This is a genomic window from Enterococcus sp. DIV0806c (assembly GCF_051710905.1).
Classification (GTDB): domain Bacteria; phylum Bacillota; class Bacilli; order Lactobacillales; family Enterococcaceae; genus Enterococcus_B; species Enterococcus_B mundtii.
Genome location: NZ_JBIOLO010000001.1, coordinates 2,689,428 through 2,707,867 on the forward strand (window position 1 = coordinate 2,689,428; position 18,440 = coordinate 2,707,867).

Consider the following 18,440-nt stretch of genomic DNA (forward strand, 5'->3'; position numbering starts at 1 on the left):
GCCACCTCTTAGTTAGTATTGTCATTCTGTTCCATTATACCGCATTTCTTATCAGGTTTCATCTTTCTAAAAAAATAGGACGTTATTGATAAAATTTGCATGATTGAACAGGCGGATTCGGATTCCTACAAACCTCCACGAATCCCACTTGTAGCTTATTAAAGTATGCGATTAGATGATTATAAAAATAAACCGCTAACTCGGAAAAGTTACAGCGGTTTATTCTTGCTTCATCTATTAAAGATCCGTATAGTGTAGCTCAAATCAAATATTTCATATATAAAAAACTATTTCGATTATTGAGAGTCACCAGAAAACATACCAGTGATCGAATCCCATATGCCACTAAAGAATCCTTTGATATTTTCCCAAAGCCCTTTTGATTTTTCTTGAATTTGCTTGCTTGCCTCAGTCAAGTCTAATTCCTTCACGAAGTCTTCAAAAATATTTTTATCTTTCATTTCACTCATCAACGAAGTTATTTCTGTGACTTGATCGCTTGTCATTACATCTTCTAGTCCATTATCCTTCAGAGCTTTTTCTACTGTCGTTTGAATATCCGCTTGTGTCAGCTCTTTGCCATCAGCAGTCTTAGCTGCTAATTCTTCTTTCGCTTGCTCCTGTGCTTTATTTAATGCTTCATCGGAATAGCCATCTTTGTCTTTGTTTTCTTCTGTGATAGACGATAAAACATCCATCTCATTTTGAGCCACGCTGACACGGTCTTGATTAATAATGCCCCCTGACTCTTCTACGATTTTGTACACACCAGCTAAAGCACCTGAACCATCGATTGGTACTGCAGATGCGACCGTCAATTTTGCATCGGTGATCCCAGCTGTTAACGCTGCATTTTGATACTGAGCGGCTGTGATCCGTGTGATATTTTCTGGTGTCGCGATATCAACAGTGATCCCTTCGCCTTCAGCAAGCGTCTGCATACGTACAGAACTGTAAACCGCCCAGTCCTTGGTAAATCCACCGTCAGGAATATAGGACATCAAGTCTGTACCAGACGTTTTATAGATCGGAGTTTCTCCTTTGATCCCTAATTTATCTAATGTATAAGTTTCTTGTTCTTTCGTTAACGCATTACCGATTGCTACTGCATTGATCTGTAATCGTTCACTAGAGCTGGTTGTCGTTGTTGAATCGGAAGAATCCGTAGCAACTGTCGAGTCGACCGTTCCTGAAATTGGGACAATACTTTGCGTTGTTGCTGTCTCGTCTGCTAATACGATTGGTGTTGCTAGTAAAACTTGGCTTGAGACCAAGAGAGTGGCAATAAGTTTTGTTTTCTTCATACATAACCTCCATGTAGCTGTTTTCTGTTTTAAACATTGTACTATAAGGTCAATAAGATAACCTACGCCTCAAGGCTGATTTGAAAAGAATCTTATACTATCTTTTAAGATTACGGGTGTTTTCTTAGCTATTCCAAACTTTTTAGACTTTATCTTTCATCAAAAAGCCCAACCTCCGAATGTATCCGAGTGTTGAGCTTGGGCTATCTCCTTATTCTTCTAAGCTTCCTAGTTTCCCATTTGTATGAATCGATTTTTAATAGCGTAATTGCAACAGGATCGGCGATTGATTTTCTAATACTTCTGTTTCGGCAAAGATAACTTCTCCTCCGTAACGCATGACTTCATAAATGATTTCATTGACGATATCTTCGATGTAACCTTCGTCATTCGGTGAGATACCTACTAATTTGACTTGATGATCTCTAATCACTGCCTCTTGATAGTAAGCGTGATCCACAATCAATTTTTGCCCTTTTCCTTTAATTACTTGTCTGTAGATGTTGGCTACATCACGCTCTACACGCCCTTGGTTTTCCATCCCTACTATAGTGTGTAGTATCGTCTTTTTTTGATGACGAATGTATTCTTGAATCACCTGATTTGCTTGCTCTCCTATTGCCAACTCATCTTCGCCACTATCAACTGTAAAGTTCCCATAGATTTCTCCAACAATCAGTTCATCTTTATGTGAAATCTGTTTATATGTCGCAATATTTTCTGTTGTTCCAGCTAAAATGATTGGGCGTGGGTGACGATTCAAGTAAGGTTGTAACTCCGAATCAATCCATTTGAAGAACTCTTTTTTGTAATTCGTTTGAACACTTCCCATTGAATTCAATACGCGGTCTTTTGTCCAGTAGCCTTTATTCCTGATTGGGAAATGTGCGTCTTTCACTTCTTGTATCAGCGTATCATCTACATATTCTAGTAGACGTGAACAATCCATCCCAATCGTTAACACATAATAATGGTTCATTTTACTTTCACTTCGTAAGATTTCTTTTGTATGGAAATACGCATCAATAAAAAATTGACTCTCCAACACAAACGGTACTTCGATTTGTTCATTGACGCTTGGCGAAATAAAATAGACAATGCTTCCTCTTTTATGCGTAGGTTGAAAGCCTTTTAACACTTGATCGATTTTACGAATCATTGTTCTCGCCGCTGTTCCTTCCCTTTCTTCCAACTGTAAAATAATCTGTTTGACTAGATTTTTTAACACTAGTTTATATTTTTCAGCACTTTTCTCGTCATTTGGCATCCCTAACATGATCGTTACCGCTGGATTTTCTCTGTGGGCACTTAATTCTAAATAATTCATTTTTAAACTCCTTCTTTCTACCTAAAAATAAACTGGCATAGTGATCAATCGATATGATCCGCATTTCTATGCCTACTTTAATGATATTGGTTAGAGCGATTCTAAGGTCAACCTAATGTTTTATACAAAATCAAAAATGCCGGAATAGTGTTTTTTCTTCTCCAAAAACTCTTGAAGCATGTTTCATTAAATTCAAAAATTAAATTTCCCCATAAAAAATCCCGCCCTAGAGAAGTCAGATCAATATCTAACTTCTAAAGAGCGGGATTCTATTTACGATTCTTTTCCTGTCCACTATTTTTTTCTAATTATTTTAGATAAAAAATAAATCTGTTCTTTGATGATCACTTCGCTTTGATCATATTATGCTTCAAGTATTTGTACACCGATCCCTAATAAACCTGGGCCAGTATGGACAACCAATGCCGGTGAGATTTGTCCAAAATAAATCTCTTGGGCATTTGGGAATTCACGTTCAAAGCGAGCTTTCATTTCAATTGCTTCTTCTTCCGCTGCACCATGTGCGACTGCCAAGTTGAAGACTTTCGCATCCCCGACAGTTTCTTTCACATAGGACATTGTTTTGTCTAAACTTTTCTTTCTGCCTCGTGCTTTACCTACAGTATAATAGATGCCCTCTTCATTACAAGAGATAATGGGATTCAACTTTAAGGCATTTCCTAAAATTGAGGCAACTAGACCGATACGTCCGCCTTTTTGCAGGTATTCAAGTGTTGCTACATTGAAAAAGACTTTCGTCCGTTCTGCTAATGCAACTAATTCATCGATCAGCGTTTCCCATTCCATGCCTTCTTCGATCCATTTTGCGGCTTGGATTGCTGTAAAACCAGCACCGATCCCAATATTTTTAGTATCTAATACATGTGTTTGGATTCCTTCTTGTTCTTGCGCAACAAGACGAACCACATTATTCGTTCCGCTCAAACCACTTGAAATAGTGATTGCTAGAACTTTATCATAGCCATCATTTTTGATTTGATCAAAAATTTTAGTGATTGATTCTCCATCAGGTAACGAGGTACCCGGAATTTCCTCAGGTAAACGCTTATAAATCTCTTCAGGAGTGATATCGACCTTGTCTGTATATTCTCTATCTTTATAAATGATTTTCAAAGGAATCACATAAATATTGTACATATCGATGATTTCTTGTGGCACATCTGTTCCTGAGTCTACTAAAATCGCAATCTTATTCTTCATTTTCTTTCTCCTTTTTTGTCTCTTGTAAATATTCGCTTTCTAGGCTGATCGTTTTTTCCGCTAGTAGCTTCATTGCAAAAGAAATCGTCGCTGAACGTACAGCAACATATTCTAATGGAAGTTCTTGATTCAATAATTGTTCATGTTGTTTTCCTTGGGCTAATTGACTGACCATTCGTATCGCATTTTCTTGTTCATCACAAAAAAGATTGTATGCTTCACGGATGCCCACTGTTTTTCCTTGAAACAAAATTCCTTCTTTGATTTCAGGAATCGTCAACACTTGTTTAAGCGTTGTGATAGCAATCAGAAATGCCACATGTTGTTTGTTGTATCGCTTTTTGATTGGCGCCGGTACCAAACCTAGTTTCACATAATTATTAACCATTGAAGAAGTTAACAAAGGATGTTTTTCTCCTTGGATCACTGGTGATAAGTGACGATCCACCAGGGTCTTGACTTGATCCATGTATAGCTCCAAGTCTGGAAGTTCTTCCCAATGAGGTAAACGAAACGTTTCGATACTGACAGCCCAATCAATTAATTGCTGGCGCATTTTTTCCATTATGAAAGCTCCTTTAATGTTCTCATTAATATCTTATCAAAGTTTTCAAAAACATTCAATCTAGTTACTCAAACTAGATAAATTAATAACAAAATCAAACACCAATAACAAGTGTTTAAATGAGGTTTGTTCTAGATTCTTCTTGGAATAAAAAAAGACCCGCCATTTTCATGACGGGAAAGGAGTAAAAAAATGAAAAAGTGTTATGGGTTGTTCTTTTGCAAGAACTTTGTTGGTTGGGATACATTTATCATAATGGTCATTTATGAATAAACTATGAATGAATTTCTAGGAAGTAGTAAAGTTTTCGTAGATTTTTTATTGTACGTACCTTGCATTTTAAAATGCTTAGTGCTACTATAATAAAGTACTTTTTCATATGGGCCGTTAGCTCAGTTGGTAGAGCAGCTGACTCTTAATCAGCGGGTCGCGGGTTCGAGCCCCTCACGGCCCATTGGGTGCCAAACCCACGTCACCAGTACACTCTTGGCTACTTCGGTAGTTTGGAAAAGAGTGTACGTGGTGGCATTTTTTTGTTTTAAACATTTTTTTAACACCTTTAAAAAGGCGTACAAGGGTTTTATTCTCTCCTGTTGATTATTGGGATACTTACGTGATTATCATTATCTTCACCACTTATCTATTTACTCCCAAAACGCTTCGCCTCTAAGTAGATGATCTATGCTCTTTTCAAGAATCAAAATATTTCTGTCTAAATTCTTAGAAAGAATTTCCGCTTTTCGGGTATCTTTCAAAGATAGATTGCCACCATAGCTTTCAAAAAGATTAGGAACCTTTTTAATACAAAAAAACATCTTCCTTTCCCAGTTAACTTTAAACTAAATTAATTGCCTTCTTTCCCTCGCTAATCGTCTCATCCTCTTCATCGAGTACTTGTAATAGCGTTCCCAAACTAAACATTTTCTTCTTTTTGTACCCCAAAAACATACCAAAAAAGCGTTCCATTAACATTTGGTTAACGAAACGCTCTATACATTGTTCAATTATATCATTTAAAGATAGATCACTTTCTCTTATTCAGATTGATTCCCTATCTACTCCATAGAAAAATTATGTTTCAGACTCCCTCTGAGATCCATTAAAATTGTCTTTTTCTCTATCATCTTACCCTTTTTTTCTATCAGTACTCAAATTGGCGATAATAGCGTCGAATTTCCAGCGGGTGGCAATTCATTTGTTCGACATAGGCATCAATCCGCTGTGTCACGCAATGCATCAATAAGTGAGAGAGCACTCGGCCACGATATTTCTCACTTATTCCTGAAACAGGATAGTCCTTCGTATCGATCAATGTATAGTTTGCACAAATTCTTGGTAACAATTTAGCGACTCTTTCTGATAATGGGCGTTGTTCGTCTTCTCCTAAAAACACTGTGACAGGTGTAGTTTCATCAACGATTTCCAACGTTCCGTGAAGAAACTCAGCAGCATGGATCGATTTTGAACGTAACCAGCTTTGTTCCTCCCAGTAGCACATGGCGTAAGAATAGACTGCACCCCATTGATTTCCCGCACCGATGAAATAATGCATGGCATCATGACGATGTTTCTCCGCAAATCCTCGCCCAAATTCATCCGCCTGCTTCTCAGCTTCTACTAATCCTTTTGCTAAATATTGTTCCAATTCTTGATAGTAGGCTTCGTAATCAGGAAAATCTCCATGGTTTTTCATTAACCGATCTGCCACCATAAAGAATTTTATTTGTTCTGTTCCTGCTGCAGGATACGTAATGATATGGTCACATTGTTCCGCCAAAATACTGCCTTTTGTATCAATAAACCCTAATAAGGTTGCTCCTACTTTTTTGATTTCTTCAACTGATTTAACCACTTCTTGTGTCGTTCCAGTAACAGAGGACAAGATAACTAACGAGTCTTTAGTCAAACGACGGTTACCGGTTGTATAATATTCTGCCGCATGTTGGACGTAAACTGGTAGGTCGCTTTTTCCATTGATGTAGGTAACTGCTTGCATGGCAGAAGCATACGTACCACCAATTCCTAGATAATAAATCGCATCAAAGCCTTGTTCATCAAGGAAATCGACTATTTTTTCAATTTCAGGACGTAGCTCTAACATTCCTTGGATATCATCAATTTGTTGTTGTTCATTAAATTTAAGCATTTTTCCACCTCTAAATTTTACTTTTTAAAACTTGATCAAAGTCATCAAAAATACGGTTATTCAAATCGATCCCTTTAGCACCTGCCCCGAGATAGGAGAAAATTTGGAACGGAATAACTAAAAGCAAAGAAGAAAAAGTTTCTTCACATGCTACATCCAGCCCAAGTGTATCGGGATTCTTTGCTACTGCTGTGGTGATCGTATAAGCTTTTCCTACATGAGATTCTATATAATCATGCAATAGTTGGGCTCTTGATTGATTCGAGCTTGGTGCTTCTATAAAGAAGAGCACATGTTGATGATTGGCTTCAAGATAAGGTCCGTGCATATAAGCTTCCAATTCAAACCCTTGAGAAGGCACTCGAATGGTTTCGGTGAATTTCGTTTCAAATTCTTTAGCGGTTCCCCAGTTTGGTCCATAACCGACTGCCACAAACCGATTCGCTAGTTTAAAGATGCTTGCGTTTTTCTCAAAAAAATCAATCGTTTTAGCTATAACTTGCGGAATGGCCTCAATCATCTCCTCTAACTGGTTTTTGATCATCGACACTTGTTCATCGGATAGTATTCCTTTACTGTAACCAATAGATACCCCCATTAAATAGAGTTGCAATACCGTTGCTACATATCCTTTTGTCACGAATCCAACGGTTTCGATCCCAGTTCCTAGATCAATTCTTTCGTTTGCTTTTTGAGCCAGAAGACTTTGGGAATCACTACTTAAACTGATTGTGTAAAAACCTTGTTCGGACAAATGCGCCACTGCATCTATAGTAGAGGTACTTTTTCCGCTTTGAGAAACCGCCAAAACTGTCTCTATTTCTTTAGAAAGATGTCCGTAATGATTAAAGTGGTATGGCTCTTCAATAGTGACAGTGATCCCCGCTAATTTCTCCATCGCGTACTTTGCTGCTAAACAGGCATTTGAAGAAGAACCTGTTGCCAAAATCAATAGATGTTCGATCGCAGCTCTTTTTTCTTCTTTTTTAGGAACAAATTCCTGCAAGATCTTAACTAATGTTGCTTGCTCTTCCTGTATATAGTCCATCATTGTTGCCACAACAATTCCTCCTTAAAAGAGTCCAATCAAGGATCCCAAAATACCTAAGACTGCTAATCCAAGCAGGATAATCAACGGTTTGACTTCTTTTTTCAAAAGATAAAAGACAGCGCCAAATGCACCTAATGATAAAATTTTCGGTACGATATCATCAAAGATACTTTGTACCGTAACCGCATTCTCTCCTGAACCGATCTGCAACGGAATGTTGATATCAATCATCGTAGCGGTCATTCCTCCTACGACCATCAACCCAATAATCGCCGCGCCATAGGTTAAGCTTTCCATCAAACCGTTTTCCTGAATTTTCTTTAAAAATCCCGATCCAAGTTTATATCCCCAACCAGTCGCAAAATAACGAAATAGTAGATGTGGGACATTGAAAATCAATAGAAACAGAATCGGACCTAGTATATTCCCTTGTAATGCCAATGAAGTTCCTACCCCTGTGGCAATTAACCGTAACGTTCCCCAAAAGAAAGAATCGCCAATTCCTGCTAAAGGCCCCATCAAAGAAGTCTTGATGTTTTCGATTGCTGATGAATCAAAATTCGGATCATTGCTATTTTCTTCTTCCATCGCCGCGTTGATTCCTAAAATAAGCGTGACAATATGCGGGGTCGTGTTGAAAAATTCCAGATGTCGTTTCAACGCATCAGCCATAGATTCTTTTGTTTTGTAGAGTTTCTTCAAAACCGGAATCATAGCATAGACATAAGCTAAATTCATTTGTCGCTCATAGTTCCATGAGAACTCCATTTGAAATGAACGCCAAAAGACATGATTCAACTCTTTCTTGGTAATCTCGGGTTTCTGATTAGAAGTCTTCTTCATCATCAAGTACCTCCCCTGAAGTCATTTGAACAGATTGCCCTTGTTCACGAATGTTTCTTAAATTCACAACTACAACAGCAGTTATCGCTCCAAAGATCGCAATTCCCGTAACAGGAATCTCTAAATAAGCTGCTAATGCAAAACCTAAAAAGAAATAAGGAGCAACTTGTTTGTTGATCAGCAACCGAGCCAACATGGCAAACCCTAAGGCTGGAATCAAACCAGTTGCAACTGATAATCCATTCTGTACAAATACCGGAATCATCTCCAATAACTTACTAATCGTATTGCTGCCCACCATGAAGGAAATCGTAACTATAAGGGCTAACATCAAAGACAAGCCAAAACCGGCTAATAAGTGCATTCGTTCCACACCTTTGTAATTCCCATCAGTCGCGTATAAATCAGCTTTTTGGTTCATCATTGGAATAAGTAGGCCTAAGTATACATTTTTCAGGATTAGCGTTAATGTAGCGATTGGAAGTCCTAATAGTAAAGCTGTCTCAGTTCCCGCTCCTGCTGTAATTGCGAATGCTGTGCCAAGAATTCCTCCTGTTACAACATCTGGCGGGATAGAAGCACCTACAGAAAACGAACCAATAAAAGCTAATTCCAGTGTGGCACCCATAATAATTCCTGTGTTTACGTCCCCTAATACGATTCCTGTAAACAACCCAGTAACAATCGGACGCGACAGTAATGATGTTCCCAATGCGTATTCAGACTGCGCAATAAATGCAACAATTCCAAGTAATATTGCTTGCAGCATCTCTTTTGCCCCTTTCTTTATAAAACATCTTCGACAGCGACTTTTTTATCCGAAGGTACTTGACGGATATCGACAGCAATTCCTTTATCAATCATTTTTTTCAAAATTTCTTCCTCCGCAGGTAAAATATTAACTGCCTTTCCAATATTCTTAGTTCCTTCTTTGGCTTTGATCCCACCCAAATTGACTTTAGTGATTTCTGGATAGTGTTCTGCTAATCTATAGGCATCCTCGATGGAATCTACTACGATGAACAATTTGTATTTATCGGTCACGCCGCTTTGTAATGCTTGGATGGAATCCTCAATTGTTTTAATCACCAGTTTGACGCCTTGCGGTTTTGCTAGTTTGATCGCTGTCTTACGAATATCATTTGTCGGCACATCATCATTGGCAATCAAGATGCAATCTGCGCCTAAATTTTGCGTCCAGGAAAATGCGACTTGTCCGTGTAATAGTCGATGATCGACTCGTGTCAAAATAATCATGTTGACCCTCCTAAAATTCTTCTTCTTCGATTTCTTTTTCTACACTATCATTACAAAACTGGATCATCTCTTTCGAATTGGCTAGCGTTTGGTGGATCGTTTCTGAGATTGCACCTCCTCTTTGAAATTGTGTCGTCAATTCAATCAACAATGGCAAATTCAAGCCTGCAATCAAGTAAAAATTTGGTTGTTGGATATAACGCAAAAATTCATTGTTCACGCTACCGCCGAAAATATCTGTGATAACGATCACTTCATAATGTTTATATGTTTGCATCAGAGTATCCACCGTTGTCGTCAGATCAAATGTTTCTTCCACATAGCAGTCAATCGCAACGACTGATTGTTTTTTACCACAGATAAGTTCTAACGAATGTAAGATTCCTGATGCAAATCGTCCGTGTGATGCTAAAATAACGATTTGTTCCACTGCTTTCACCTCACTTTGCTCCAAGTTACACCTTACTAAACGCAAAAAGCGTGCCAAAAAAAGTGGCACGCTTTTCTTATTGATTAAAAATCCGCTTCACCCATTGAAGAATCAGTGTTTCCAAATAAAACATCATAAATGTAGCAAACTTCAGATTTCGGTATTGCGACACTGTAAACCTTCTCAATGACACTAAACGCTTTTTTGATTTCATTCAGCTGTTTTTCATGACACTGGAGTAATGTGTCGCTAGCATGATAATTATCAATGGCTTCGTTTCGAATAAGACGTTCAATCAAGCAACTCGTATGGACAAACAACGCAAGTTTGCGATCATTGGTGATCCGTTGCTGCCACATGCGTTCCAGATTTCCCGCAAAAAATTCCATTTGGGAAATTACTTTTTCTGTATCTAGAATCGTTACCGATTGAATCACTCGATCCAATGAAAAGTTTCTTACTAATTGATTGTTCACATAGGCGATCATCTCTTCATCCAATTCTTCCTTTATCCAACTTAATAACACTTCTGTCCCAGCGCCTGAAATCAGTTCTTCTAAAGAAATAAAAGGAGCCAGTTCTTGGCGAGGTTTAGTGGTTCCTATAATACCAACAACATCATAAGATGTTAATATCTGTTTCATATGTTCACTATTTTCCAACTGGTTGAATTCATAAGGAAGGATCAGAAGCTGTAAATGATCAGGAATACTTTTTTCTAATAAGGTGGAGATTTGAACAGCGGTTCCAATTCCAGTTGAACAAGTCGTAATGACAACTTTCTCTTTTTTCACTTTCGGAAGAATGATCTCCCATTCATTTTGGTGGTAAGCATTTACCCGCTCAGGAACCTCTCTCAACGAAACGTTCTGCTGAATACATTCTCCGACAGCGATGGCTACACTTGTCGTTACATTGTTCATCATGACAATCGGTACCGTCAATTCTGGAATATACTGATAGACTTCTTTCAAAGAACCCATGTCGAACAAGACAACGAGTCCATTAGATACATCGTTTTTCTGAATATATGCGGTGACCCTTTCCGCAATTTGCTTAGGAGTAACTTCTAATGGCATATCAAAAGATTGAAAAACCGATTCATTCAGTAAGCGGTTCGCAACATTTGCGATACTGCTGGCGGTTGCATAGCCATGGGCTACTATGATGCTTCGTGGAAGCAACGTTTCTTTGGAATATCCCATATCGTTGATATAAAGTGTAAAAATGATTCGGTCCATACTCGTTAGTTCAATATCCAATGCGTTTTGTACTAAACCTATCAGATTTTCGGTGTAGCGATCACTTGTAGAATAATGCTTCTTAACACTTTTCAACAGGTCTTCTGTCAATAAAAGTTTGTCTTGATCATCTGGCAGCCACTCCACATTTCTGCGTAGCCACAAATAATAACTGATCGTATAAACCATACTACCGTTAAAGCTGATTTGGAAAGAATGCTCGATTTGCTCCATCATTCGCTGAACATGCTCTGTCACAAAAATCATTGTCCGCTGTTTTTGTTCCTGCTTATGGTCAAATAATAAATTTTCAAACAGCCTTTCAATCACTTTAGAAATAGGCGGGACAGCTGTCGCAAAGTCCTGTCCCGCCTGGACATAATTGAACAAAATCTGTTCATACGTTTGAATGATTTTTTGCTGTTCTGGCTCACTTTCCGCAGTTAGCTGCTGAATTTGTGTTTGCCCATCAATAAGAATCGGTTGCATCATCACTAATTCATTGGGTTCCTTTGTCAACTGCAATAACTGTTCTGGTAAATGATACACAGTGACCGCTATTTTTTTCACCTCCCGTTTTAGACTGGCTGTATAGCTTTTAGCTGTAATAATCTTAATCATACTTTTCAATTCACCGACATTCCCAGAAAAATGACTAGTCGTTAATATTTCGATTACTTGGGGCGAGAGCTCCAAGGGCAGGCCAATACGCTTTTGCTCGTCAAAGAATGCTTGCAAGGTCAGCTGTTTCCGTTCGGAAATCGTCCGTTCTTCCAAAGCAGGCAGTGTTGCTTGAATTGGGATTCGTCGCAAAAAGGTTGTTAGAAATGTTTGTTTCAAATCTTCGGTCGTCGCAAACACCAGCCGACAATCCACCGGGATTGACCGGCTCGTATCCCCCATTCGATAGATAACTCCCTGATCCATAAAAGTGAATAATTTTTCCTGTCCTTCGGCATTCAGTCGATGAACTTCATCTAGGAATAGTACCCCGCCGGCTGCTGCTTCAAATGCACCTCTACGATCTTCTTCTGCTCCAGTGAAGGCTCCTTTCACATGTCCAAATAAATTACTCGTCAATAAATCTTGGTTGTTGGCATACTGCGCGCAATTGATCGTGATCAGCGGAGCATCGCTCTCTAATAATTCATTTTCCACACAATAATGATGGAACATTTTTACAAGAAAACTCTTCCCAGTACCACTTTCCCCCGTCAGCAAGAAGGGAAGCCCACCATTTGGATAGAAGGCTGCCATCTTGATCTGTTCAATCACTTCTGCCAGACTGCCTTTGCTGCCGATTACACTGGAAAAGAAATCTTCTTTTCGATCAAAAAAGGGCTTTTCTGCTGCAACAGCAGCTAGACTATCATATACGTTTTGGGTTAAGGGATAATTTTGGATTTCAAATGCCTGTTTATGAAAAAAATACACTGGCCGGGTAGTAATTTTTACTAGATGTCTTTCTTCCGTTAACTGATTTAAATAGTGACTGATCGTGTTTCTCTTGACTGAAAACTTCTCAGCAATATCCTTCGCGGTGAAAATATCGCTTACATTTTCGATAGAGAAAAAAGCTGTTTGATTTTGTAAGTAAGCAAGTAATTGTTCTTTCATCGTCGTTCTCCTTGTCCTCTTTATCTGATTATCATAACTTAAAAGGCTAAGACTTGCTATACAATGCATAATAGAGTAATTATTCTTTTAAACCACAAAAAGTAGCATACTGAATAACGATTGCTACTTTTTATTCTGTATATATAATACTTATGTGACAGTCAGTAAATAGTTCTATTACTATTTCCGATTCATTTATGTTCGCTTAACACTATTCACCACTTCTACTTCAACTCCATCTTTTACCATATTGGTGAGGATCAGTGGTCCCTTATTTTTTCTGATCCAAGCGCCAATTACCCTTATTTGAGTTCGATCCATTTTTTTCAGTTATTTTTGTGCTGAAGTCATGGGGACGTGACATAAGTTAACTAGTTACGCTTTCCAGGTTTGATTTTGCACAACTTATTAGTCCTTATTGAAAAAGAGCCAGCTTCTTGCTTGTTTCGCATTAGTAAACAAAAAGGGTCGTAAGTACTTTAATAAGACTTACGAACCTTTTTCGCTTTTCTGTCTCATAAGCGGACTCACTACTTCGTGTCACTTTTTCTCAGTAGCGATCATTCCACATACAATGTCACAAATTTTGCATGGTCAATCTTTTCAAGAGTGACGGCATTCTTTTCCACCAGAAGTGCTTCTTTCTTAGCTTCTTTTAGATTGACTGTTTCTACTACGTTCACTGGATGGTTGAATGTGATAGTCGCATGCCCCACTTCATCTAAAAGCCCGTTGTATAGACGCAAAATGTAACCTGAACGCTCTTCCGCCTTTTTCAATACACTCAAGGTTAAATTGCCATTGATCTCAAGAAGACTAAAGTTTGTCGGCAAAGTTGGTTCAACCGATCCTAAAGTAAAAATCAATCGGGAATTCAGGAATTCTGCGTATTGATAAAGAGTGATCGGTGTTACTGCTTGTTTGGCACGTTGTGCAACATTTGCTTGATCAAATCCCTGAGCAAAGTAAGCAATGGAGAAATCAAAATGCATCGTTTTGTGGCACTGTGCAGCTGGTGTCTCAATCACTGATTCTCCTGAAGCACGCCCTGGACGATACAGTAGATTCTCTTTTCCCATGAAGCCATAGGTCCGGAAAATCGTTAAGCGAATCGTATCAAACGCTTCTCCCACAATCTCATATTCACGTACCCCTTGGGGCATGACTGCTACGCCATGGGACGCATCGAATAAACCGACAAAGGATTGACAAGTTTCTATGGCAATCGGTTGCTCATTCCATTGCTCTTTATTGGCTTCCCAAAGGGCCATTTCTTTTTCAAATACAACTGGGCGCTCCAACGTACCAAACTGTTGGTCAGCAAGCGAAAATTTCGAGGCAATCCCAGTATTAAATAGCACACATACCCGATGGCTATCCACTTGTTGATTTTCAACCGTTAATTTGAAATCAATTTGTTGTGATTGTTTTTTCAACACCATCGTCAATTGGATCGGCAGTGAAGACGAGACTTTCTTTTCTGCACGTTCAGCTAAATTCTTCGGAACCTTCAACGTGAAAGCCACATGAATCTTTTGATAGATTTCTGATTGCTGAATGGTGATCGTTGGTTGCGCATCAATTGATGAAATCACAAAATCTTTCACAGGTGGTGAATAATTGAATGAATCACCATCGTCGCCATTTTCTTCAATGATCCCTTGGTTTTGGTAAAGCACTTGATTGGTTTTATCAAGAATATTCAAAGAACCATTGTTATTGACAGTGATCTGATAGTACTCATTTTCAACCGTATTGGTTTTAACCTCCTGCAATGGTGCGCTTGTATCACCTTTCAAATCAACCGTCAGCTGGGTATACCCCATACTCGGCACGTCCGTCGTTTCTAAGGCAATCTTCGCTTTATAGACTTTCTCCGGCAAATAGATTTCCTTGACTGGATTTAAAATATTTCCTTGATTCAAAACATACTCCGTTTGGTCGGTAAGCTCTAAAATCGTATAAGGCAACGCCTGACCAGCTTGATCAAGAATCGCAAACTCTTTTTGTGGCAAATAAACCTCTGCTTCAATAACCCCATTGCGCCTTGTATCATAGGTATTGAAGAGCGTGAAAGTAATTTCTTGTGCTTGTGGGTTATTGATTGCAGTAGAAATCTGTCGTAAAGTCAATTCGACAAGATTCATGGAAATATCTCGCGCCTGTTTATAGCGCATATAGATATCTTCATTGGTCGTATCAGAAACACAAGAACCAATCGAATCATGCGCCGCATTTTCAAACATTAACTTCCAAATCTCTATGACTGTTTCCACGGGGTACTCAAATCCTAATTGCATGGCCATCGTTAAGATAGGCTCCATGACATTGACTAAGTAATGTTGGATCTGAGTGTTCATCGCCTTCAAATCAGGACGTGAAGAAAAAATCGTTTTATGGATTCGCATCAATTTGCCATTGATCAGTTCACCGGCGATTTCTTCCAACTCAGGATGGCGTTCTTTGACTGCGGCAATGTATTTTTCAATCGTTGAAAATTGTAACTCATACTCATCCTCATAAAGTTGATTCATTCGATCAACCAATTCTGGAAGATTTTCTCTGACTGGTGCTTGGTCGAAACCATTTGGAAAATACACTTGATCCGTAGCACTGCGTCCCCAAGTCGTTTTAAACGGTTCTTGATGTAAGAACTCTGCTAATTCTGCTTCTCGTTCAGGAATGGCACCGCCAATGTAGTACCCACTTGGAATCTGATAGACATTGACCACCGAACCATCTTCTCCACGCCATTTGTACTCTGTATGTTTAACGTCGTCATCACTGACACCACGCCAAAACATCGTATCATTGATGCCAAACTCACGATAGATTTGTGGCATACTGGCTGCTTGGCCGAAAGAATCTGGGACGTACCCAACATTCATGTATGTCCCGAATTCTTCACAAATTTTCATGCCGTATAACATATTTCGAACAATGCTTTCTCCCGAGATCACTAATTGATCGGTTTGAGTGTACCATGGGCCAATGATCAACTTCCCTTGTTGAACAAGTTGTTGAATCCTTTCTTTGTCCTGCGGTCGCCACTTCAAGTAATCATCTAACAGCGAAGCCTGTCCATCTAAAATGAAACTCTCATAGGGATCATCCTTTTCTAGTTGTTCAATGACTTTTTTTAAATCGTGCATCAAATAGATTTTCGAGCGACTCGTAGTAAAATACCATTCGCGATCCCAATGACTGTGGGGTACGACATGTACTGTTTTTTTCATTCAATCATTCCTCTCCAGTAGTTAAAAAGGCACGTAACGATGGTTGTCGTTAGTGCCTATTAATTTTTCTCAATTTTTTTACCATCTGGTACGCATAACGTGATCCTTACATAAAATACTTCGAATTTTGAAAATCGTTTCTCTTTAAATACTCATGTTTTCTTACCCAAGTTTTGCCATTATCATACAAGCTAAAAGTGTTCTTAGAAAATCATCTGCTTGTGCCTTTTCTTTCGCTACTATTTAGTTAGCTAATCGGCTTTGTTACTCAATTTTCAAAGCTCAATTCAATATCATCGAGCGTAATGTCTTCTTTTTGTTCTTCTTGCTTATTGAAATTCACAAATAAAGGAGCGATAAAACCGATAAAAGCAGCTCCTGCAAATAGTCCAATCAAATACGCCCAACCGTTCCCAACAGTGAAGAAGCCATAAATCCCTCCAACTGGCGGCATTTTGTCATACATTCCTAACGCGATCCCCAAACCTGAAGCGATTGCTCCTCCCAACATGTTGATCGGTACAAGCCGTAATGGATTGACTAATGTAAAAGGAATTGCTCCTTCTGTGATTCCGATAAAGCCCATAATAAAGTTATTACGACCAGCATCCAATAGCTCTTTATTGAATCGATTTTTGTGGAATAAAGTTGCTAAGGCATATCCAAATGGCACCGCACAAATCGCAACATTCACGATAATTGCTGGTAAATACACTCCTTCAGCTAATAAAACATTTCCTGCCATCCAAGCAGCTTTGTTTACAGGTCCCCCTAAGTCAGAGCCAATCATTGCCCCCATGATGACTGCAAGCAAAATTTTGTTGACGTCATTTTCAATCATGGTTCGAATCCATTCAACCAAGCTAGTATTGATCCACGCCAATGGCTCAGAGAGTAATGCGCCCATGACGATCGCTACGGATAATGTTGCAATCAAGGGTAAAATGACTAACGGCATCACTCCAGCAAATGACTCCGGTAATTTGATATGTTCTTTAGCCCACTTCACTAAGTATCCTGCTAAGAACCCAGCAATAACTGCACCTAAAAAACCAGCATTTGTGCTAGAAGCGACCGCACCGCCGATAAAGCCGGCCCCTAAAGCAGCTTTATCTCCAACAGAATACGCTATAAACCCAGCTAAGACAGTATTGATCAAGCCGATTCCTGTCCACCCTACTTGTTCAATCAAATAAAGCGCATGTTTAAAGCCTTCAGTGCCAGCATAAGGATCTAAGCTTGTTATCCCCATACCAAGAGCAATCATTTTCGGAATGGCAACAACTAGTGAAGCGCCAATAATCAACGGCAGTACAAAACTAATTCCACTCATCAAGTGGCCTTTTACATCTGCTAGAACTCTTTTCATCATCCTTGCCTCTTTCCTTTAGTTTGCGTTTCTTTGTTCCACAGCTGCGACACATTTCTTTAGCACCGCTTCCGGTGCTTTGATACACGTATTAATATTTACCCGAATTTGCGGTTTTCCTTCAAACCGTTCCATCCCAACAACTTTTTGATCAGTCGCTAAAAGCAAGAAATCTGCTTCTTTTGCTTCTGCTGCAGTGATCTCGTTGACTTGCCCTAACGAACCTTGCTGTTCGATTTTGACCTCATAGCCCAGTTTCACACCAGCTTTTTCTAAAGCTTTAGCGGCCATCGGTGTATGTGCCAATCCTGCTGGACAGGCGGAAATCCCTACTATTTTCATATGATTTTCTCTCCCATCATTTCCTTTTTGATCAATTCTGCTAAATAAGCTTTATCTTTTGATTGTTGAATCTGCTGGATGAATGTATCTTCAAGCAACGCTGTTGCTAGGCGACTCAACATTTGCAAATGCACCGTTCCTTCATCTTTTTTAGGAACCATCAAAGCAAACACATTTTTGACTGCAGAATCATCGAAGGTTTCCCATTCGATGGCTTGTTCTAAGCGAATAAACAAAACGGTCGGTTTCAAAACCGGTTCAGCTTTTGCATGCGGAATAGCAAAGCCTTCTTGTAAGCCGGTTGAATATTGTGCTTCCCGTTCAATGAATGCCGCATATGTGTCTGTTGCATCGGTAACGATTCCGGATTCATAGGCATGATTTGCAATCAGGTGAAACAGTTCTTCTTTTGATCTAACAGCCACATTCAAGAGAATATTTTTTTCCTGAAAATCCATCTCATCTGCTCCTTTCCTTTATTCTAAAACCAT

General features: G+C 39.0%; 15 protein-coding genes and 1 tRNA gene. 1 reads left to right on the plus strand and 15 read right to left on the minus strand.

Going from position 1 to position 18,440, the window contains the following annotated elements; genetic code table 11:
• Positions 1-296: 296 nt before the first annotated feature.
• The 4 genes from IGK77_RS12530 to IGK77_RS12545 all read right to left on the minus strand — a co-directional run bounded on the left by IGK77_RS12530 (position 297) and on the right by IGK77_RS12545 (position 4,417).
• Entirely contained in the window at positions 297-1,304 is a 1,008-nt protein-coding gene (locus IGK77_RS12530) for a DUF1002 domain-containing protein (RefSeq protein ID WP_074799383.1), read from the minus strand.
• 256 nt (positions 1,305-1,560) lie between these two features.
• Positions 1,561-2,631 carry a baeRF3 domain-containing protein gene (locus tag IGK77_RS12535; protein ID WP_074799382.1) on the minus strand — a complete coding sequence of 357 codons (1,071 nt, stop codon included), beginning with the start codon at positions 2,629-2,631 and terminating at the stop codon, positions 1,561-1,563.
• Positions 2,632-2,994: 363 nt separating this feature from the next.
• Positions 2,995-3,852 carry a DegV family protein gene (locus tag IGK77_RS12540; protein WP_066025551.1) on the minus strand — a complete coding sequence of 286 codons (858 nt, stop codon included), beginning with the start codon at positions 3,850-3,852 and terminating at the stop codon, positions 2,995-2,997.
• Entirely contained in the window at positions 3,842-4,417 is a 576-nt protein-coding gene (locus IGK77_RS12545; RefSeq protein WP_071866422.1) for a DUF1836 domain-containing protein, read from the minus strand. Before IGK77_RS12545 ends, IGK77_RS12540 begins: the two co-directional genes overlap by 11 nt.
• Before the next feature lie 381 nt (positions 4,418-4,798).
• On the opposite strand from IGK77_RS12545, the gene IGK77_RS12550 reads away from it, so the two are divergent.
• Positions 4,799-4,871: transfer RNA gene (locus IGK77_RS12550), tRNA-Lys, on the plus strand.
• A 687-nt stretch (positions 4,872-5,558) separates the two neighbouring features.
• Here the strand turns inward: IGK77_RS12550 and IGK77_RS12555 are convergent.
• The 11 genes from IGK77_RS12555 to IGK77_RS12605 all read right to left on the minus strand — a co-directional run bounded on the left by IGK77_RS12555 (position 5,559) and on the right by IGK77_RS12605 (position 18,407).
• On the minus strand, positions 5,559-6,563 hold the full coding sequence (locus IGK77_RS12555; RefSeq protein WP_074799381.1) for an SIS domain-containing protein: 1,005 nt from the start codon (positions 6,561-6,563) through the stop codon (positions 5,559-5,561).
• A gap of 10 nt (positions 6,564-6,573) precedes the next feature.
• Entirely contained in the window at positions 6,574-7,623 is a 1,050-nt protein-coding gene (locus tag IGK77_RS12560; protein ID WP_074799380.1) for an SIS domain-containing protein, read from the minus strand.
• A 12-nt stretch (positions 7,624-7,635) separates the two neighbouring features.
• Positions 7,636-8,457, minus strand: coding sequence for a PTS system mannose/fructose/sorbose family transporter subunit IID (locus tag IGK77_RS12565; protein WP_074799483.1), 822 nt, complete (start codon positions 8,455-8,457; stop codon positions 7,636-7,638).
• On the minus strand, positions 8,441-9,226 hold the full coding sequence (locus tag IGK77_RS12570; protein ID WP_066025554.1) for a PTS mannose/fructose/sorbose/N-acetylgalactosamine transporter subunit IIC: 786 nt from the start codon (positions 9,224-9,226) through the stop codon (positions 8,441-8,443). Before IGK77_RS12570 ends, IGK77_RS12565 begins: the two co-directional genes overlap by 17 nt.
• A gap of 17 nt (positions 9,227-9,243) precedes the next feature.
• Positions 9,244-9,714, minus strand: a complete 471-nt coding sequence (locus IGK77_RS12575) for a PTS sugar transporter subunit IIB (protein WP_074799379.1) — start codon at positions 9,712-9,714, stop codon at positions 9,244-9,246.
• A gap of 10 nt (positions 9,715-9,724) precedes the next feature.
• A complete protein-coding gene (locus tag IGK77_RS12580; RefSeq protein ID WP_074799482.1) occupies positions 9,725-10,144 on the minus strand; it encodes a PTS sugar transporter subunit IIA in 420 nt (139 codons plus the stop codon).
• 83 nt (positions 10,145-10,227) lie between these two features.
• Entirely contained in the window at positions 10,228-13,002 is a 2,775-nt protein-coding gene (locus tag IGK77_RS12585; RefSeq protein ID WP_438713211.1) for a sigma 54-interacting transcriptional regulator, read from the minus strand.
• A gap of 560 nt (positions 13,003-13,562) precedes the next feature.
• Positions 13,563-16,238 (minus strand): mannosylglycerate hydrolase, encoded by a 2,676-nt coding sequence (gene mngB, locus IGK77_RS12590; RefSeq protein WP_074799378.1) that lies wholly within the window; start codon positions 16,236-16,238, stop codon positions 13,563-13,565.
• A gap of 268 nt (positions 16,239-16,506) precedes the next feature.
• Entirely contained in the window at positions 16,507-17,607 is a 1,101-nt protein-coding gene (locus tag IGK77_RS12595; protein ID WP_074799377.1) for a PTS fructose transporter subunit IIC, read from the minus strand.
• 18 nt (positions 17,608-17,625) lie between these two features.
• A complete protein-coding gene (locus tag IGK77_RS12600; protein WP_005225262.1) occupies positions 17,626-17,949 on the minus strand; it encodes a PTS fructose transporter subunit IIB in 324 nt (107 codons plus the stop codon).
• Positions 17,946-18,407: a PTS sugar transporter subunit IIA gene (locus IGK77_RS12605; protein ID WP_074799376.1), complete on the minus strand. Its 462-nt coding sequence runs from the start codon at positions 18,405-18,407 to the stop codon at positions 17,946-17,948. Before IGK77_RS12605 ends, IGK77_RS12600 begins: the two co-directional genes overlap by 4 nt.
• Positions 18,408-18,440: the final 33 nt, after the last annotated feature.